General features: G+C 38.6%; 17 protein-coding genes. All 17 read right to left on the bottom strand.

Annotated features, from left to right (window positions below):
• Positions 1-61: 61 nt before the first annotated feature.
• Positions 62-1,264, bottom strand: coding sequence for an HD-GYP domain-containing protein (locus B5X77_RS04130; protein WP_079505367.1), 1,203 nt, complete (start codon positions 1,262-1,264; stop codon positions 62-64).
• Positions 1,265-1,489: 225 nt separating this feature from the next.
• Entirely contained in the window at positions 1,490-2,716 is a 1,227-nt protein-coding gene (locus B5X77_RS04125; protein WP_079505365.1) for an ATP-binding protein, read from the bottom strand.
• A gap of 174 nt (positions 2,717-2,890) precedes the next feature.
• Complete coding sequence (locus tag B5X77_RS04120; RefSeq protein WP_079505363.1) at positions 2,891-3,247, bottom strand: SCP2 sterol-binding domain-containing protein; 357 nt, start codon at positions 3,245-3,247, stop codon at positions 2,891-2,893.
• A gap of 110 nt (positions 3,248-3,357) precedes the next feature.
• Positions 3,358-4,149 (bottom strand): ABC transporter permease, encoded by a 792-nt coding sequence (locus B5X77_RS04115; RefSeq protein WP_079505361.1) that lies wholly within the window; start codon positions 4,147-4,149, stop codon positions 3,358-3,360.
• A gap of 11 nt (positions 4,150-4,160) precedes the next feature.
• The gene (locus B5X77_RS04110; protein WP_079505359.1) at positions 4,161-4,949 is read right to left on the bottom strand and encodes an ABC transporter permease; all 789 of its coding nucleotides are present in this window, start codon (positions 4,947-4,949) and stop codon (positions 4,161-4,163) included.
• On the bottom strand, positions 4,924-5,949 hold the full coding sequence (locus B5X77_RS04105; protein ID WP_079505357.1) for an ABC transporter ATP-binding protein: 1,026 nt from the start codon (positions 5,947-5,949) through the stop codon (positions 4,924-4,926). The genes B5X77_RS04110 and B5X77_RS04105 overlap by 26 nt, the downstream gene beginning before the upstream one ends.
• Positions 5,950-6,221: 272 nt before the next feature.
• On the bottom strand, positions 6,222-7,757 hold the full coding sequence (locus B5X77_RS04100) for a SulP family inorganic anion transporter (protein WP_079505355.1): 1,536 nt from the start codon (positions 7,755-7,757) through the stop codon (positions 6,222-6,224).
• 121 nt (positions 7,758-7,878) lie between these two features.
• A complete protein-coding gene (locus B5X77_RS23970; protein ID WP_373887798.1) occupies positions 7,879-8,142 on the bottom strand; it encodes a DUF5658 family protein in 264 nt (87 codons plus the stop codon).
• A gap of 53 nt (positions 8,143-8,195) precedes the next feature.
• Positions 8,196-8,660: a VanZ family protein gene (locus B5X77_RS04090; RefSeq protein WP_079505351.1), complete on the bottom strand. Its 465-nt coding sequence runs from the start codon at positions 8,658-8,660 to the stop codon at positions 8,196-8,198.
• A 51-nt stretch (positions 8,661-8,711) separates the two neighbouring features.
• Complete coding sequence (locus B5X77_RS04085; RefSeq protein WP_079505349.1) at positions 8,712-10,502, bottom strand: ABC transporter ATP-binding protein; 1,791 nt, start codon at positions 10,500-10,502, stop codon at positions 8,712-8,714.
• Positions 10,502-11,680 carry a nucleotidyltransferase domain-containing protein gene (locus tag B5X77_RS04080; protein WP_079505347.1) on the bottom strand — a complete coding sequence of 393 codons (1,179 nt, stop codon included), beginning with the start codon at positions 11,678-11,680 and terminating at the stop codon, positions 10,502-10,504. Before B5X77_RS04080 ends, B5X77_RS04085 begins: the two co-directional genes overlap by 1 nt.
• The gene (locus tag B5X77_RS04075) at positions 11,673-12,152 is read right to left on the bottom strand and encodes a lasso peptide biosynthesis B2 protein (protein ID WP_079505345.1); all 480 of its coding nucleotides are present in this window, start codon (positions 12,150-12,152) and stop codon (positions 11,673-11,675) included. The genes B5X77_RS04080 and B5X77_RS04075 overlap by 8 nt, the downstream gene beginning before the upstream one ends.
• Positions 12,149-13,093 carry an HPr kinase/phosphorylase gene (locus B5X77_RS04070; protein WP_079505343.1) on the bottom strand — a complete coding sequence of 315 codons (945 nt, stop codon included), beginning with the start codon at positions 13,091-13,093 and terminating at the stop codon, positions 12,149-12,151. Before B5X77_RS04070 ends, B5X77_RS04075 begins: the two co-directional genes overlap by 4 nt.
• Positions 13,094-13,164: 71 nt before the next feature.
• Positions 13,165-13,320, bottom strand: coding sequence for a paeninodin family lasso peptide (locus B5X77_RS22970; RefSeq protein WP_139378297.1), 156 nt, complete (start codon positions 13,318-13,320; stop codon positions 13,165-13,167).
• 14 nt (positions 13,321-13,334) lie between these two features.
• Positions 13,335-15,281, bottom strand: coding sequence for an asparagine synthase-related protein (locus B5X77_RS04065; RefSeq protein ID WP_079505341.1), 1,947 nt, complete (start codon positions 15,279-15,281; stop codon positions 13,335-13,337).
• A 290-nt stretch (positions 15,282-15,571) separates the two neighbouring features.
• On the bottom strand, positions 15,572-16,288 hold the full coding sequence (locus tag B5X77_RS04060; protein WP_079505339.1) for a metallophosphoesterase family protein: 717 nt from the start codon (positions 16,286-16,288) through the stop codon (positions 15,572-15,574).
• A 42-nt stretch (positions 16,289-16,330) separates the two neighbouring features.
• Positions 16,331-18,154, bottom strand: a complete 1,824-nt coding sequence (locus B5X77_RS04055) for an LTA synthase family protein (protein WP_079505337.1) — start codon at positions 18,152-18,154, stop codon at positions 16,331-16,333.
• Positions 18,155-18,358 lie beyond the last annotated feature (204 nt).

Below are 18,358 nucleotides of genomic sequence, written 5' to 3'. Positions count from 1 at the left end.
TATTGTTTAACAAATGGACACCACCAACAGGTTGTTTTGATTTTTTTTAGTTTGCGAATCTTCATGCTCTTGCCTCCTCTATACTATTCTGTTTTTGAACAAAATGATCTACATTCCACTTGTATTTTGTATGGAATGCAACCCATTCTGGAAAAACCTCCTTAAACTTTTCAACTAATTCAGGGTCAAATTGGGTACCTTGACCTTCGATTATCCTGTTATATGCGACATCAAAAGGCATTGCAGAACGATATGACCGGGAGGATGTCATCGCATCGAAAGCATCCGCAATGGACACTATTCTTGCTGCATAAGGTATCTCGCTTCCCTTTAGTTGGTCTGGATACCCCTTGCCATCCCACCTTTCATGATGGGACTTTATAATATCAATACTGTCTCCTAGTCCATTCACCTTAATAATAGCTTCTGCTCCCACCTCGGGATGGGTTTTAATAATCTCGTATTCTTCTTTTGTCAGTTTTCCTGGCTTCATTAGTATTGGGTCAGGGATATTCACTTTCCCAATGTCATGTAGTAAACACGCATATGTAAAGGAACGCAATTGGTCTTTTGTGAATCTGCCAGTAGCTTCAGCGAGTGAATTTGCATAGTACGCTACCCTTTCGCTATGTCCCTTTGTATAAGGATCCTTTAATTCAAGTGTTGCAATTACTCCCTTAACAATTCCTGATAGTTGATTATCAAAAGATTCTTTAATAGCTTCTACATATCCTTGATATCTCTTTAAAATAATGAATCCTAACAAAGACAGAATTAAAATCACCGCTATTGGAAATAAAACTTCAGTTGTATTAAGTAATAGCCCTATAAAAGAATATTTAAAAATCGTTCCAAGTGAAACCGTCCAAAAAAAAGCTGTATTCACGAAAATTGGCGCAAAAAGAATTAGGAACACTTCAACGATATTTCCACCATCATAACCCGAATCATTACTTAGGTACGTTACTGAATCATTTAGTATTGTAATTACTATAAATCCTAGAAAAAAAATAAACTTAATTGCATACAGTTTTCCTTTTTTCAACAGAAGAAACACACCAGGTAATAACAGTAGGATTAAAAGGTGATAAAAATATCTATAGTTAGCAAAAATCAAAACATCCGAGTGTGTTACATATTTCGGAAATAAAAAATAGTAGAAAATTTCAAAGGAAATGAACAAAATATAAAATAAAGTTATAAACCACTTTAATGCTCTTTTTTCCTCATGATTCAAAGATGGCTGATCAAAAGAATTTTGCATGATATACCTCTTTTTCTGTCAACATACCTATGTATTTTCCCTTCATATCGCCATTATTCATTACATATTAATAGTTTTATTGAAATAAGAATAAAATAAGTATTATGACCTAGTCTAAATTGTCATCATTCGACATTTTTCTCCATTATAAACCAAAAGGACTATTCAATAAAATAGTCCTTTTGGTTTATTCGCAATTTTGTTTTTCGTTATTCAACAATAACTTTACCTTGAGATGGGTAAAGTTATAGTAACAATAGTTCCTTTTTCTAACTGACTTTCAATATTAAAAGTACCCTCATGTTCTTCGATTATTTTTTTCGTGACCATCAATCCTAGACCATTTCCGTTTTGCTTGGTTGTATAAAAGGGTTCTCCCAATTTCGCAAGTTTCTCAGGGGGTATTCCACATCCTTCATCTCTTACTGAAATGAATGCTCGATCACCTTTAACTTCGGAGTTTATTGATACCGTTCCTCCATCCGGCATTGATTCCATTCCATTTTTGATTAAATTGATAAAAACCTGCTTTAGTTGATTCTCATCACATAATAGTACAGTAGAATTATCAATATCATACTCAATATTAATTTCTTTTCTTTGAGCATGTGGGTCAATAACAGTTACAACATACTCTATCAGTTCAACTAGTTTTTTAGGAACTTTAACAGCCGTATTAGGTTTACCCAGAATCAACAAGTCGTTAACAATTGCATTAATCCTATCAATTTCATTTAACATAATAGGGTAATATTGTTCGTCACCCTTATCCTTTTCTTGCTGTAATTGAGTGAAACCCTTTAAGGATGATAACGGATTTTTTATTTCATGCGCTATCGCTGCGGCCATTTGTCCTATTACTGCCAGCTTTTCTTTCTGTCTCATATCTTCATATACAGAAGTTACCGCCTTAACATACGATTGGAAGCGATTCAGTAAAATCCAAGTTATTGTAGAGATGAAAATTATCAAGCCCATAGGTACAAGCACTTCTCCAGACTGAAAAACCAGCCCAGTTATGAGGTATTTAAAGAAAAATCCTAAAGTCATAGTCCAAAAGAAACTGCTGCTTACAAATATTGGCGAAAACAGAATAAAATAAATCTCAAGGACATGTCCGTTGCCAAACTGCCTAGATGTGCCCCAATATATCATCATGTTATTTACAACATCCAATAATATAAATACCAGAAAGTATATATATTTAATTTGTTCGGGGCGTCCCTTTTTAACTAAATACCTTGCAATGGGAATCAAAGCAAACAAGATTAAATGAAAGAAGAAACCCAATCCACCTGAAGGTAAACCTACTTCTCTATTATTAAAGTAAGGGACCAAATAATAATAAATAAAATCATAAGGTACAAGGATGATATAAAAAGTCCACAAAAAGAACTTTACTGCTTTTACTTCTTCATACACTAAAACGGAATTTTTTTTAGATGGTTCCATACGGAATCTCCTTAAATCTCAAACTTTTGTTAGCCTTATTATAACAGGATGTGTCATATCTTGTTATATTTTGTCTAATTATGCAGGGGTTTTTTATAAATATTTTTTATGGGGATAAAGAGGATGTTTATTGAATTAAAAATGGACCAGGCAATCTATACCTGGCCCACTGCTTTATGCGGTTTCGCTTAGATTGTATTCATTGAGGATTCCTTCAAGTTTCAATGCGAGCCCCATGCTGCCCTGGATTTTGAGTTTTCCTGTCATGAAGGCTGCTGTTCCATTTAGTTTGCCCATGATCATCTTCTTGAAGTTTATATCTGAAAGCTTTAGGGTGCAGTCTGGGGATGCTTCTGTTCCTTCAGTCACACGAGCTGTTCCATTGGTGATCAGCAACTGGAATGTTCCGCTATCGTCCCCTGTGATGTCATATTGATAAACGACACTCATTCCCTGAATGGGTTCTGGTTTTTCATTCATGACCTTTTCGATTTCCTGCCATACTTCTCTGACTGACTTGCTTTCCAACATCCTTGCCACCCCAATCATCCTATTTTATCTTCATCATACAGCCTAAAGTCCCGCCTTACAATCCGAAACTGGACGTGTAATCTGAATATTCCCTACATTTTTCGGGTTGCTTAACTGCCCGTACTGGCAAAGGCTTTTAGACCCCTATTCCAAAATGCATAAGCAATGACACAGCAAACAATTGCCGCTACTGGAGTCCAGAGCGCGAATTCCTTGTACCCTGATTTATCAATAAAATAAGCTGCCGGGAAAAAGGCTGTGAACCCGTATGGAATGATCCACGTAAGGAACATGCGAATCCCCTTGTGATAAATGGTCAGCGGATATCTCGCAAAGTCACTCAGGTTAAAGACAGCCCAGACAATCGGAAGACTGTCGATCATCCAGAAGCTGAATGTAGCGAAAAATAAGTTAATCGCTACAAAAATAAGCCCGGATGAGATGATCATGATGACCAGCATTGCGATTTCCGCTGCTCCCCAAACAAGGTCGAGCTGTGGAATCGCAGTTCCCAGAATAATCAACCCAATGATCAGTTGTCCGAACCCATCTTGATGCAGCCGGTCGGCAACAACATGGAACAGCGGATTTACCGGCCGGATCAGCAGACGGTCAAGCTTTCCTGGCCTGATGTACTGCCAGCCAAGCGTCCAAAGATTATCAAAGAAAATCTGGTGTATTGACCGGCCTGTTGCCGCGATTCCGTAAATGAACAATATCTCATAAAACGACCAGCCATTGATTTGCTCAATGTGGTCGAACACTACTTTTACAAAAAAGATGGAAGCGAACTGCTCGAGCATGACGGAAGCAACACCGATCAAAAAGTCGATTCGGTATTCCATCATCACCTTCATATGGCTCTTCGCAAACTCCCAATACAATCTAGTATAACGACGCATACAATCGCCTCCTATCCTCCGAAAATCGTAATCTGTTTAATGGCCTGCGACCAGACTACCCTCACCAACACATACAAAGACACAAGCCAGAATACTTGGATTCCAAGTGCCATATAAGCTTCCGTCCCGCTAATAAGACCGGAATAAATCGATACCGGGAGATATACCATCGCCTGGAACGGGAGGAATTCAGTGATCGTTCTCAACCAATCAGGGAAAAGCGTGATTGGCACAAGTGCACCTGAGAAAAATGTAATCAATGATTCCTTCAGCACTCGTACTCCCCAGACATTGACCGTCCAGAATGCCAGCACACCGACAAGGAAATCAAAGAATGTGCCAATCCAGATTCCAGCAAGCGTACTGAGGATAAACAGAATGATTGTCTCAGGCGATTTTGGAAAGCTTAAATCCATGAAGAAGTAAGCTATTAGCACCATCGGAATTGTTCCCTGAATTAAATACATGATTTTCGCGCCCATATCGACAGCGAATAATTTAAAAATCATATCGTAAGGGCGCATCAACTCGATTGCGACCTGTCCGTCCTTTATATTTTCCGCAAGCTCATTGCCGACACCGCCCACAAAGCCCTGCAGCAGCATTGCAACCACGATATACGTCAGCATCGTTTCTAGATTTATATTTTGAATTGTTGTCTGGTTTGAATAAACCGCCTGCCAGAAGAAGTAAATAATCAACAGCCTCATTACGGCAGAAAGAGTCCCCGCCCAGTACCATGCTGAATAGGCAGTATTCTCCTGCATCCGCCCTTTAGCTATTTGCCAATACTTTCTCATGCTCTCCCCCCTTTTCCTGCTTGTTGTACAGCTCCTCCACGATCGTTTCGATCTTAGGGTCTGCGATATTCAAATCGCCAATTTCATACATGCTCATCATTTCAGAAATGACGAAAGAACTTTTAACTGCTTCATGGTCAAAAGACAGGCTGACCTTCGTTTCTTCCTCGTTCGGTAAAATTTCTACCTGCCCTTTGAGTGACGGTGGCAGTTCAAATTTTTCTTTATCTGCCAATTCAAAATGAATAACTCGTTGTTGGCCGAATTGTTTTTTAATTTGTTCTAACCCGCCATCGTATAAAATTGTACCGCCATCAATGATGATGATCCGGTCGCAGATTTCCTCTATATCCTGCATGTCATGTGTAGTCAGCAGCACTGTTGTGCCCCACCGCTGGTTCATTTCTTTGATAAACTTTCGGATTTTTACTTTTACCGCAATATCAAGACCGATCGTCGGCTCATCCAGATAGACTACTTTTGGCCGGTGAAGGAAGGCTGCAGCCAATTCGCAGCGCATTTTTTGCCCAAGAGAAAGCTGTCTGACCGGAATGCCTAGCAAAGGTTCCAGGTTCAGCACCTCTGTAAACATTGCGATTGTTTCCTGATATACCTGTTCAGGAATTTCGTAAATATGTTTTAGAAGATTATAAGATTCACGAACCGGAATATCCCAGAACAATTGCGTCCGCTGCCCAAAGACAGCCCCGATATTGACCGCATTCTTCTGGCGGTTTTCATACGGCACCAGCCCGTTCACCGTCACTTTTCCGGATGTCGGAGTCAGGATCCCCGTCAGCATTTTAATCGTAGTCGACTTACCAGCACCATTCGCACCAATATAACCAACCGTCTCACCCTGCTCAATCGTAAAATTAATCCCCTTTACCGCATGCTTCGTCTCATACTTACGGTTAAATAGCGACTTGACCGCACCCTTAAGACCCGGGTCACGTTTCACCAATTTATATTCCTTTTTCAAATTTTCAACAGTAATCACATTATCACTCTCCAAGAACATACATTCGTTTTTTAGGCACAAAAAAACCACAGACATTCCAGTCTATGGTTAGGCAGTTATTTTTCATGACAAAAATAAGCGCTACTACACACAATACAGGCAGGCCGAAGGTAAAACATATAAAATTGTTTTAGATGCTCGGTTCAAATCAATCATTTCGACTGCCTCCTTAAGTTAATACTTTCATATTGTACCTGTTGAAGAAAAAAATGGCAATATTTTTATAAAAAATAAATAGTGCCTGATTTTACTCAGGCACCATGAACTAATTTGTTATTGAATTTTAGATAAGTGATTAATTCTTCCAGTGTTTCAAAATGTCCTGTTATGCCGAATTCATGGAATATATTCATCTTCCGAAGGATACCACCAAGATCAAGGTCATTGCCGACAAGATATAGATTCTGCCCACGCTCCTTCAACTGGTCTTTAAGCTGCACCAAGAGCAAGGCTCCAGAAGCATCCACTATAGTGACTTTTTCGATATCAATCACAATTTCCTGGCTGTTATCCGAACTTATTGTTTTGGCAATCAGTTCTGTCGCGCCAAAATACAGCGGTCCTTCTAGTGTATAAATCTTTAAGCCTTCTTGCATTTTACTGTTAATTTTAAATCCCTCATCGCTCATCCGCTTCATGAAAATCAGTGCACTCATCACAATGCCAACACCAACCGCTACCATTAGGTCAATGACTACTGTTAAGATCATAGTCACTAGCATCACTGCAGCGTCGGTTTTCGGTTCGTCTTTAAGAATTTTCAAGCTGTCGTAATCAAACATTGTGATTCCTGTCATGATCAATATTCCGGCAAGCACCGAGAGCGGAATGTCCTCAGCAAGCGGTCCGAACACTAGCATGAACAGCAGCAAGGCGACACTGTGGACCATCGCCGACAGAGCGGTTTGGCCTCCGCTTCGCAAATTGACCACGGAACGAACCGTTGCCCCAGCACCTGGCATCGCGCCAAATAACCCAGCAAGCGTGTTGCCAATCCCCTGTCCGATCAATTCCTTGTTGCTTTTGTGCTTCGTGCCTGTCATATTGTCCATTACGACAGAAGTCAGAAGGGAGTCAATCGACCCAAGGACAGCAATACTTAATGCTGAGGGAATCAACTGTATGAGGATACTAATGTCTGCAGCAGGCAGATGGAATTGAGGCAGACCTTTTGGAATTTCCCCAATTCTTTCAACATTATCAAAGAATACAAAATCGTTTACTAATGGCAATGTGAAATGAATCGCTGGCAAAACCTTCTCCAGCAGCACCACAGCAACAGCTCCTAAAATCAAAGCCATTAAGCTGGGCGGAATCGCCTTGACCCACTTCATTGAAACAAGCATAAAAATAATCGTCAAAACGACTACTAAAAAGCTGCCTGTTACATACTGTAGCTGCCCCATAATAATGATAATAGCAATTCCGTTCATAAAACCGCTGACCACGGGCAGTGGAATGAATTTTAAATAATTGCCCGCCTTTAGTAATCCGAAGACAATTTGAAAAAGCCCGCCCATGAATGCGGCAATGAACGCATACTCCAGCCCCTGTGACGCCACGATTCCTGTAAAAATGATCGTAATCGGCCCAGTCGGACCTGTGACCTGGCTCTTCGTCCCGCCGAATAAAGCCGCAAAGAACCCAGTGATGATGGCACCATACAAACCAATAATTGCACCATCAGAATTACCCGTCGCCTGCATCCCAAAAGCCAATGCCAGCGGCAGCGCAACAACCGAAACCGTAATCCCGGCCAAAAGCTCACGCTTGAGCGTCTGAAACATCTACAATACGCCTTCTTTCTTATACATTTATAAGGAAAATTATACGCCTGTTAAAATCGTTATTGAATATGAAAATAGTAAAAAGAAGTGAATTTTTTTGAGGGGGCATTACGAGGAGAATTTAAACCAACACAAGTATGATCCAACTTAAATGGACCGCTAGAGCTAAAGAATAAAATGCAGAAGCCAGAAGAATTAACCCCATTATCAAGGCTGAGCGCGGCACCTTTTTATATAATACAAACAAATACAATACGACAGAGAAGGAAAGTTTTATAAAAAGAAAGAAAAGAGGATTTGCATTATACACACCCTCCATTATAGGGTTCAACTCATTAATATAGGAATGCTTTAGACCAAAATGTGTTAAGAAGGCATCGACCATGTTTAAAATTGAAAGGTACAGAAATAAAAAATTCATTAGTCGACCTCCTTTTTTCAACCATTACCCGCTTCGGTAATTTGTGTAACTTTCCTCATCACCTGTGTTAACTTTGAATATGGCCTTCTAAAATAATTACGATGGATGAGCCACCAAAATACCACAATCCCAATTGTATTCTTTACTAAGTCCAAAATTGATGCCGACCGGAAAGGGATATACATTTGATGAATTTCATCTATAAAACCATAGGAAAATGCAAACAGGACTCCCAGGAGCTCCTTAAAATAAGTCAGCCTTCCGTAACTAAGAAATGCCATAATGAATAAAAGGTACAGAACCCCAAACTCGAATAAATGAGCAAGCTCCAATACGATTCCCAAAATTAAAATCACTTTAAAGCTTATTTCTGTAGAAAGCGTACTTAATGATTCCGGGTCAAAGTAGCTCGATTGTATCCAAATAAATGCCATATAGAATATTGGTAAAAGTGTGAGTGTCAGTCGGGTTAGTAATTTCATTTGAACCACCTTATTGAGAAAAAGCACCATAATGAGTCCGTTTATTGCTCATTATGGTGCCACTTCCATTTGATTTTTTAACAGCTTGCCAAAGACACTTTTCTTCTCCAGTGCCAGCTGGCCAAATCTGCCTTTTTGAATGATTTCCCCATCTTCTAATACAACGACCTGATCTGCGTTGCGAATGGTCGATAATCTATGCGCAATAACTATAATGGTCATTTTCCCTTTAAGCTTTTCCAGTGCTTCCTGAATTTTTGCTTCATTTTCCGTATCAAGAGCACTTGTTGCTTCATCAAGCACCAGTATTGATGGATTCCTGAGGATAGCTCTTGCCAACACAAGACGCTGACGTTCTCCTCCAGAAAGCCTGATGCCTCGATCGCCGATCAAAGTATCTAGACCATCCGGTATTTTCCTTACAAACTCTGCTGCTGATGAGAATTCTAATGCATTCCATAACTCCTGCTCAGTTGCATTAGGATATACAAGCAATAGATTTTCTCTAATACTGGCATTAAAAAGAAACGGGTCCTGCGGGACATAGCTAATTTCCTTTCTAAAAGGAATCAACATCTCCTTTGTTAAAGGTTTTCCATCCACCAATACTTCACCATGTGCCGGTTTATTCAATGCCATTAACAAATCTATCAATGTACTCTTTCCTGCTCCAGATTTTCCTACCACTGCGGTCATCTCTTTGACAGGAATGAAAAGATCAATATTTTTAAGAGCATATTTATTTTCGTTATATTGAAAGAAAACATTTCGGCATTCAATTCCATGTTCGATTTCAAGTATCCTTTTAGAGTCCATCTCATTATCTGCGAATTCCCTGGCGGCATGACATTCATTTTGCAAATTTATAACTGCCTGATAAGAAGGTATTCGCATTGCCATTTGTTCGAGTGAGGATTGAATCCCGGCAACTCTTGGCCATAACCTGGAAAAAATCACGATCACCAGCATCAGCTGCCCCGCATGGGCGTTGAACAAATTCACAGCCCCAAATAAAAACCCCGCAATCAAGATAGCGGATGCCGACTTATAGTAAAGCTGTGATTTGGTATTCAACTGGGCATATTCGATCTGCTCTGCTTGCATCTCTTTCGTCACGTTCTTAAACCATTGCATCCTCGATTCTTCAAGGCCATTGCTTTTTATATCCTTTATTCCATTAATCTGATCTGTAATCCCGGCCAAATACTTCTTGCCAGACACATAATTCCTGTTTCCGAGTGCCATCGACCTTTTTAAGAAACTTCTTGAAAAAAAGAGCAATGCCACACCGCTCAACAAAACAAAAAATGTAATATTGGCAGATAGCCAAAATGCAATCCCGATTTGAATAATCGTAAAAATAAGACCTGTAACAAATTGTAAAAAAGAATGCGTCCCTGCGCTTGCTGTGGCAATTTCGGAAGTCAGCGAATTAATAATGTCGGACTTTCGTTTTTTAATGAAAAAATTCCAATTAGAGTGCAGCAAGGCATCATAGGTCTCGATACGCAAATGGCGGAAGAATCCATGCTGGATTTTCGTATTACGGATAGTTATCTGTCTTTGCAGCACATTTTGCCCTATTACAAGCAAAACATAAATTGCAAGAATGATCGGCAGTCCTAAACTCTCTGGGAACCTATTGATAAATTCAAACAGTCCCTCAATGGGTGTTCCCTTTGTATCAACGTTGATCACTCCGCTCATGCTGATCATTGGAATTAAAAACAGTATGCCAATTCCCTCTAAAAGACTGACCGCAATCATCCCTGCCAGGTTGATATAAAGGATCTTTCCCGAATAGGTGTGCAATTTTTTTACAAAATATAAGATGGACTCCATTAGGAAATCCTCCTGTCCGCCACTTGTCTCCTAGTCCTTCTCCATCCCCATAAGAAGGGACGCAACGGAAAATATAAGAGATGGAACTGCTTAGGAAGCGGCAATGTCTCAGCATCCTCTGGATAGGGATATAAAAAACTAAGAATAAACAGGGCTTTTTGCTTTTTGGACATTAACGAAAATAAGTGCTCCTTGTGAAAAACCGCTACTTCTTCAGGGACAGGATCTGTATGTAGATTCACCATTTTTTCAATGTAAAAGATGGCGTCCTTAGCCAGGTGTTTGGCTTTTGATGACGTCATCAGCTGTTCTGTGCCCTTTGGCAGTCTGCATCCTAACAACTCTGATGCCAGGATAAGTGCCTGTCCGGCTACATCCCTGCTGCTATATTTTTCGAACATACTAAGAATCTGACGCCATTCCATCTCTTGCTCAACCATCTGGGATATATCCATCAGCCAGCGAAGACGGGACCAGCCATGCCGGGCACCATGGGAAACAAGAAAAGTGAACAAATCCTCTCTCCCCAGATAATAAACTGGTGAATTCGTTATTGAACTAACCCTTTTCCGAGCCCATAAGTCTTCAAAAGCAGGTTCCACACCTGGTCCTGGATTGAGTCGCCAATGAATTTCCAGCTTAATCAGCTTAGTCTCATGAAAAAAGGTCACATGATGATGGCGCCATTTCCAATCGCCAAGTACAGAATGGATATAATCATCCTTTCTGTATCCTTCCTGGAGAAGGAGTTCCTCTGCCCTTTTAAGGTCACTGATTGGAATCAGAACATCCAGGTCTCCGCATGTGCGCCTGGATAGATCCCCGTATAGATCGCTAGCCAGTACCGGCCCCTTAAGAACAATCAGATTTATTTCATTTTTTGCAAACAGATTACTGACCTGCTCCATCTCAGCGCATAATTGCAGCATTCGGAACGTGTTTTGTCTGTATTGCATTTCAAGTGTCTTCATGACATATTCAGGGATGGTTCCTTCTTGGAGCTGTTTCAATTTAGGATAAAGTACTGGAAAGGTTCTGTGATGCATAGCAAGATCGATAAAAAGATCCCAGTTCAGTCCTTCGAAACAAACTTCCTTAATATCTTTACTCAATAAACTAAGTTGGACTTTTAACTCCCTTGGAACTTCCGATAAATCAAGACCAGTTATCTTATCCATTGCTTTCTCCCAGCACTTTATTTTGTTGGATGACCTTCGCAAACTTCCCGACCACCGAAAAACGTTCCATCCCCTCAGAGCCGCTCATGTAATAGGTGCCGCTCCTCAGCCATGCATGAGCAATCAATTTTCCCTCTTCGTCTTTAGCTGTTCCCAGATATAATGTACTCTCGATTTTCCTTCTCTCAAGCATTTTCATACCTGCTATCGCCTTCACTAGACATTGGCTCTCCCAAAATGTATAGGCACTCATGATATGAATAGCTTGTGAGATTTGCTTCAGAATTTTAAGATCAGCATTCATAGCATAGTTAGTCTCTTCCATTTGAATCCCTAGAGAGGGAGCCACTTTTGCAAAGGGCAGGGCCTTTAAAATCCTGGCAAAAGCTAAAAAAGAGATGGCTTCAATTAATAGCCATTTCATCTCAAAGCTAAAGGATAAAAAGATGCTTACTTTCCGGAAAAGCTTCATCTTTCTGCCACCTTTTTTCGCGGTTCGTTATGAACTTCTGATAAAATCAATCTCGCAATTTCAGGAGCGGTAAAATGGGCGACTGGCCTGCGAATCTGGAATAATTCAATTTTATTAGCAAACCCTGCAGTCATATTAAAGTGCCATTCCATTAAGCCCATCGGCCCTATCAAAAAATTGCGGTAAGTGTGGTAGAACAAGGTGTGCAGACGTTGAAGGTTCGTAACAGGGAGGATTTCTAGATGATCGTTCTCTGTCTTTACTAATTCAAAAACACCAGCTAATGGCAGAGACTTCGTAACAAATTGGGACTGTACAGGAATAGCAAATTTCGTTTCACGGTCGATAATGGGCCTCAGTCCATCAGACCCCATCCCAAAATGGGTGAGACTTTCCAGCCAGAGCTTCTGCTGTGGATAGGCCGGCGTTACCATTGGCACACCGTCACAAATCGTAACAGGAATCACATCATCACTAATCAGCCGATAACCTTCCCTCAAAAAAGCAGAAGCAAGAGTCGATTTTCCCGCACCCGAATCACCGACAATCGCATAAGCCTTTCCATCAATCTCAATTGCACTGCCATGAAGCGGAAGAATTCTCCGCTGCATCAATAAAGCCCCCATACACGAACCAAGAAGATACAGACGATTCGCATCGTCACTGCTTCCTTCCACAGGAGTATAGATGATTTCCTTCCCATTCCTAATGGCATAAATAGCCGTCTCAGGAATATAGAACAACACCAAATCTTCGGAAACAGAAGTATAGCGATTCAGTTTCTCCGAATCTGCCCATAATTGAGAGACATCACCCGCTTGGATCGAAATATCAACCGTGTCGACTCCCTCACTAACTGCTTGAAGCTCAGGTAATGCTATGTCACTGGATATATGGAACCCGAAGGCCTTATAGGTCATTTTCGTCTTTGTATTTAACATGGAGAACCTCCGTATTTTTATAAAAACCCTTATACCTTTTTCAAGATATAAGGGTAGGGATGAACTAATTTTTAGCTACCTAAACAACTTGCGTTGGACCGCCCTGGATGAGTTTCCGTTTTACCATCCGAAACATCAAAGCAATCTGCATTGGCATTTCCCGGCCCATTAAATGTCATGCTAATGTCCAATGTCTCTAATGTTGGTTTTTGCCATTCTTTCTTCATTCTACCACCCCCCTTCAGAAGTATTTCTCAAGAAACTTATTTACTATCAAACTTCTAGTTAAAATCTTGAAATCATCCTTCCAAACGAGTTCGGGAGTCGGCTTCTCATCGATTCTAGAGATAGAATTTTTCAAGAAATCTGTATCAATAAACTCTGCTGCCGCTGAGTTTCGATCTAGCTTTTTTATCTCATCGAGGAAGCCTTTCCAATTCTTCGATAGACGATGAATGGTATCTGCTCCCTGGATGCCTCTTTTGTTGTGATTCATCCTTACCTTTTCTGGCAAAATATTTTCAGTGGATCTTCTAATTAACGAACGAATCATACCATGCTTAACATATTGCTCCTCAGGTACGGATAAGCAAAAACGAACTACTCGCAAATCGTTTGTTGGATCCCGATCCCATAAAGAGTATCTTAAAGAGAAATTTGTATTAGCCACACCGCTTTTGTTCCAAAAATAGGGTTGTTCATAATGATTTCTTCGATATTCACCCAAGTTGCCTGTAACATTCCCTCCGGAAAGATCAATGCCATAATGGTTTAACTTCTCGTAAACCTTTGTTTTTTGGGCAAATGATTGATTAATGAAGGATGGGAATTCGTATTGCGTGTTATTAGATTTTTTAAAAAAATTTGGGAAAGCTTCTTTTATAACAAGTGGAAGCATGATTGATTTACCCGTAATGAAATTTTCACAGTAATTATCTAACTCTTTATTTAACTCCACCCACCTAAATCTCTTCATCAATGAAGTATAATAGTTCATGTTTAGTGCATATGACCCCCAGGAAATTGAGTGGTTGCCTCTTGCTCCGTTTAACAAAACCTTAACTCCTTTACTTGCCGCTTCCTCGCTGATGCCCTTAAGCCAAAAAGAATTCTCAAAAAACTTATATGGCATCTCCATTATTTCTAAAAAATCATCAATCTCCTCTAATGGGCTTTTCCCGGGAAAGTTAAGGTAATGATCTTCAATGTTGCCTACATAGTTCACTGTTTCTTTTATGTAAGGCGTTTCGTCAGCAACATAATATCCAGGAGTCCAATCGTTAAAGGTTTCTTCGAGAATATAGCTAAAGGTTAACAATCGTTTATTTTCTTTTCTTAATGCTCTTGATGCAAAACTAACAACTGAACCAGAATCCAGGCCACCACTTAAATGTGAACCTACTTGACCAGAGCTGCGAACCTTTTCTGTCACAACCTTATTCCATACTTCACGAAAGGCTTCTTCATACTCATAATCAGATTTTAATTTCAGTGTGTCATCTGGAGGGATGCTTTGATACTTAGATATAGTTATTCTTCCATTTTTGATAGTAATGCTATGTGAGGGTGGCAGCTGTTCGATGTTCTGATAAACTGTGATGGAGGTGTCTGCTGCTTCAACTAAAGTTGGAATGACTAAAAATTGAGCCAGCCACTGTTCATTAAGCTTCTTCTCAACATAGGGCAATTTTAATAGCGGCTCGATAAGTGTTGAAAACGCAAATCGTGAGGTATCACGATAAAAATACAATGTCCTTGTACCTGAAAAATCTCTTGCTCCAAATAGCTTTTGCTGCTTCTCATCCCAAATCACAAAGGCAAAATCACCGACTAAGTACTTGGGAACGTCCTCTTTCCATTTGGAGTATGCAAGTAATATAAGTTGTGAATCAGGCAGCATACTTCGCAAACTCTGATTTATCTGTAACTTTTCAAATAGCTCTTCCCGATTATCAATAATTGCATCAGCTGTAATCAACAGGTTTCTCTCATGGTCATAACAGGGCAATCTCTCTCCAACAGATTCAGGAGTAATCCATTGAGCATGACAGCCAAAGAAAAGATGATCTTTTGTCCAGCTATCAACCTTGTCAGCCGGAAATTTTTGAAATGAGTTCATTAATCCTTCCATATGTTCTGGATTAATTGGATCATGGTTTAAATTTAGAATTCCAGCAATAGCACTCATGTTTCCTCCGAGTAGTAACGTTCATTATAATGAACGATAAAATCAAAAAAAATATAAAAACCTTTAATTTATAAACTATAGTTTAATAACTTTTCAGTATTAAACTAATGTTCTTTATTAAGAACTTTATATTTAAAATTTACCACCTATTTTTTAAGGTGTCAATATACATATTTTATTTTTTTGGGGGTCTTTGATAACTTTCCAACTTTATGATGTACAGAGATTACCCGTTTAAAAGTATATTGTTTAGGAAGATTTAGTTATTCATAGACCACAAGTTCTCTACTCTATACCGTTGCATCTTGTAACAATTTAATCAACCTTTCCTTATTTGGATGACTTGAAATTCTAAATTGATCAATTACAACTTTAACATCATATTCCACTCTTACGATTGAAGTTTGATAGCTATTGCCATTAATCTCAACCATTGCATAAGACGCTTTATTTAATCCATCAAAAGGAAGACCCACACTGCCTGTGTTGATAACACCCTTCCCATTTATATATCTAATATATGGCTTATGGATATGCGCATATACATACAGATCCGCCTCTTGGGCCATTTGAGTTTTTATCAGCGTTTCCTCAGGTTCATCGGGTGGTACAACATCAAACAAGCTATGTGGAGTAGCATGATATGCATGGATTCTCACACCTTCCAGTTCAACCTTTAAATCCGAAGGCAAGCTTTGAAGATAATCTATACTCTCCTTATCCAACTGAGAAAAAGTCCAGTTTCTTTCCTTATTCATCGATTCGAGTGCCTGAACAGGCACCTCTCCCTGTTGGACACCACGGACCACCCATTCATCTGCATTCCCTTTAATAACTTCTGTATTTAGCTCTCTCACCAAATCGAGTGAACGCTGGGGTTCTAGTCCTCTGTAACAAATATCACCTAACACAAAAACCTTATCAACTTTTCTTTTTTCAATGTCTTTTAGTACCGCCTCTAATGCATTGGCATTACCATGAATGTCAGCCAGGAAAACTAATTTCATGTTTAATTACTCCATTTCTAAGAATATCTTTTATTTTTCAGTTTACTGACTAAGCAATGCTCCCATATAATCACTTCTAATAATGAGATCAGAATAAATCAGTTGTTTCATCTGCTCCTTAGAAAGATTCTTCTGGATGTTGCGTTCATCAATGAAATATGGTTCTTTAGAGTAATCCCCTTTTGGCAGAATGGCATATCCATCATTATTCACAAGTAAATTTCTACCAATTGTATAACTATCCTCAGGTCCGTTTATCCCCATCAAATACTTAATTGTTGGCATTAAGTCAATTTGTCCACCGATTTTATCATTAACAGCACTTTTTAGTATTGGATTATAGATAATTAGCGGAATTGGAACATAATCTCTTAGCCATTGTTCGTCACTTATCTGTTTTTTTGTGAAATATTGTTCCACTACTTCTCGGTCCCTAATTCCATCATGATCTCCGTAAATAATTATTAGAGAATTTTGTAATAAACCATTTTCATTCAAATCACTTATGAACTCTCCAATCACTTTATCTGTATATGCTACGCTCTGTATATATCCGCCCATAATAGATTCATTTAGATCTTTATCAAGCTTAAGTATTTGATATTTTTCTGGCAGCTGAAAAGGGATATGATTAGTTAGCGTAATGAAAAATGCGTAAAATAGATTCTCGACCTCCTCTAACATGTCAATCGATTGTCTAAACATAGACCCATCACTTAAGCCCATTCCAATTTCTTCATCCAGTTTAAAGTCCGAGATTGTTTTAAATTCATCGAACCCTATACTAGGATACATTTCAGTCCTATTCCAGAAAGACCCCTCATCAGCGTGAAATGCTATATTATTGTATCCTTCCTCTTTCATCGTCTTCCCTAAAGAATTATATGTATTATGAGGATATCTAAAGAAAACAGACCCTTTAGAAACCGGGAATAAAGATGTCTGAGTTAAAAATTCGGCGTCTGAACTGTTACCATCAATTGTTTGGGGATAAATGTTAGGGAAGTACACAGAATGATCTAGCATTTTGTTGAGATTAGGCGTTATTTCTTGACCAGCAACACTTTTGTTTATAACAAAGTTTTGGAGAGATTCTACCTGAATTAAAATTAGGTTCTGATCCCTTCCAAATTCCTTAAGGTTATTATGAAGTGAGCTTTGACTAGTTACTTCTATAGCAGATTGCTTATTTACAAACCAGTCATGTATCTTAATCTTTTCCTCATCAGTTAGAACTAATTTTTCTTTCTCTCTTAAATAAGAGTAACTGTCCAAAATATGATGGCCTAAAATTCCAAAGTTAATAACTGTTTCATTAGCATCATATTTTGGTTTTATTATTTCAGGATTATATGAGTACATCCTAACTGGGTAATAAAATGTTAGTATTAGTCCAATAAAAATACTAAATAGAGACTTTTTTTTTGTTTTCTCTTTAACCTCTAATAAGTTATCCTTTAATAATATTCTAATTAGCGGGATTAGTAATAAATCCAAAAGTATTATTCCAAACTTCATCTCAAAAACCGAAAAAATACTCTCTTCAAGTCCATTCAAGTTATTAAATTGTAAAAAGAGATAATTTGTTATTGGCGAACCAAAATAACTTATGTATAAAACGTTTGCTAGTACGATAAGAGAATATATTAAGTTGATTAAGTAGAGGTACAAATTTCTTAACTTAATAGGGAAATATACAGCAGCAGTTATTAAACAAAATAAAAGACCAAGAGTAGTCACTAAACTAGTCCTGGTCATTGGAAGATCTATTATGTAATAAAAGTAAGTTGTCTTTAAAAATAAAATAAAAGTATATAAAGGTACTTGCGATATAGAATAATATTTACTATAAAAATTCTTTATCATTTAATTTCAACTCCGATACTTCTGATTAAATCACTTAGTTACTGAGAAATCATTTAATTTTCACTATATCTTTGCATTTTCTAACAATTTAATCATTTTATCCTTATATAGATAACCTTACATATCTCACTTTATGATTGAATTTTGATACCTATTGCTATTGCTATTACTTCAACTACTACATGATTATTATCCTCTCTCAGC

Source organism: Mesobacillus jeotgali (assembly GCF_900166585.1).
GTDB lineage: Bacteria > Bacillota > Bacilli > Bacillales > Cytobacillaceae > Mesobacillus > Mesobacillus jeotgali_A.
The sequence above is the reverse complement of the archived record's forward strand: the minus strand, read 5'-3'. Positions and strand labels throughout refer to the sequence as shown.

Bases quoted from the DNA above. Each gene is read 5' to 3' on its own strand.
- B5X77_RS04090 (WP_079505351.1), bottom strand. From the start codon at position 8,660: ATGAAATTACTAACCCGACTGACACTCACACTTTTACCAATATTCTAT.
- B5X77_RS04115 (WP_079505361.1), bottom strand. From the start codon at position 4,149: ATGCGTCGTTATACTAGATTGTATTGGGAGTTTGCGAAGAGCCATATG.
- B5X77_RS04100 (WP_079505355.1), bottom strand. From the start codon at position 7,757: ATGTTTCAGACGCTCAAGCGTGAGCTTTTGGCCGGGATTACGGTTTCG.
- B5X77_RS04065 (WP_079505341.1), bottom strand. From the start codon at position 15,281: ATGAGTGCTATTGCTGGAATTCTAAATTTAAACCATGATCCAATTAAT.
- B5X77_RS22970 (WP_139378297.1), bottom strand. From the start codon at position 13,320: ATGAAGAAAGAATGGCAAAAACCAACATTAGAGACATTGGACATTAGC.
- B5X77_RS04120 (WP_079505363.1), bottom strand. From the start codon at position 3,247: ATGTTGGAAAGCAAGTCAGTCAGAGAAGTATGGCAGGAAATCGAAAAG.
- B5X77_RS04130 (WP_079505367.1), bottom strand. From the start codon at position 1,264: ATGCAAAATTCTTTTGATCAGCCATCTTTGAATCATGAGGAAAAAAGA.
- B5X77_RS04085 (WP_079505349.1), bottom strand. From the start codon at position 10,502: ATGGAGTCCATCTTATATTTTGTAAAAAAATTGCACACCTATTCGGGA.
- B5X77_RS04075 (WP_079505345.1), bottom strand. From the start codon at position 12,152: ATGAAGCTTTTCCGGAAAGTAAGCATCTTTTTATCCTTTAGCTTTGAG.
- B5X77_RS04125 (WP_079505365.1), bottom strand. From the start codon at position 2,716: ATGGAACCATCTAAAAAAAATTCCGTTTTAGTGTATGAAGAAGTAAAA.
- B5X77_RS23970 (WP_373887798.1), bottom strand. From the start codon at position 8,142: ATGGTCGATGCCTTCTTAACACATTTTGGTCTAAAGCATTCCTATATT.
- B5X77_RS04080 (WP_079505347.1), bottom strand. From the start codon at position 11,680: ATGGATAAGATAACTGGTCTTGATTTATCGGAAGTTCCAAGGGAGTTA.
- B5X77_RS04110 (WP_079505359.1), bottom strand. From the start codon at position 4,949: ATGAGAAAGTATTGGCAAATAGCTAAAGGGCGGATGCAGGAGAATACT.
- B5X77_RS04070 (WP_079505343.1), bottom strand. From the start codon at position 13,093: ATGTTAAATACAAAGACGAAAATGACCTATAAGGCCTTCGGGTTCCAT.
- B5X77_RS04055 (WP_079505337.1), bottom strand. From the start codon at position 18,154: ATGATAAAGAATTTTTATAGTAAATATTATTCTATATCGCAAGTACCT.
- B5X77_RS04060 (WP_079505339.1), bottom strand. From the start codon at position 16,288: ATGAAATTAGTTTTCCTGGCTGACATTCATGGTAATGCCAATGCATTA.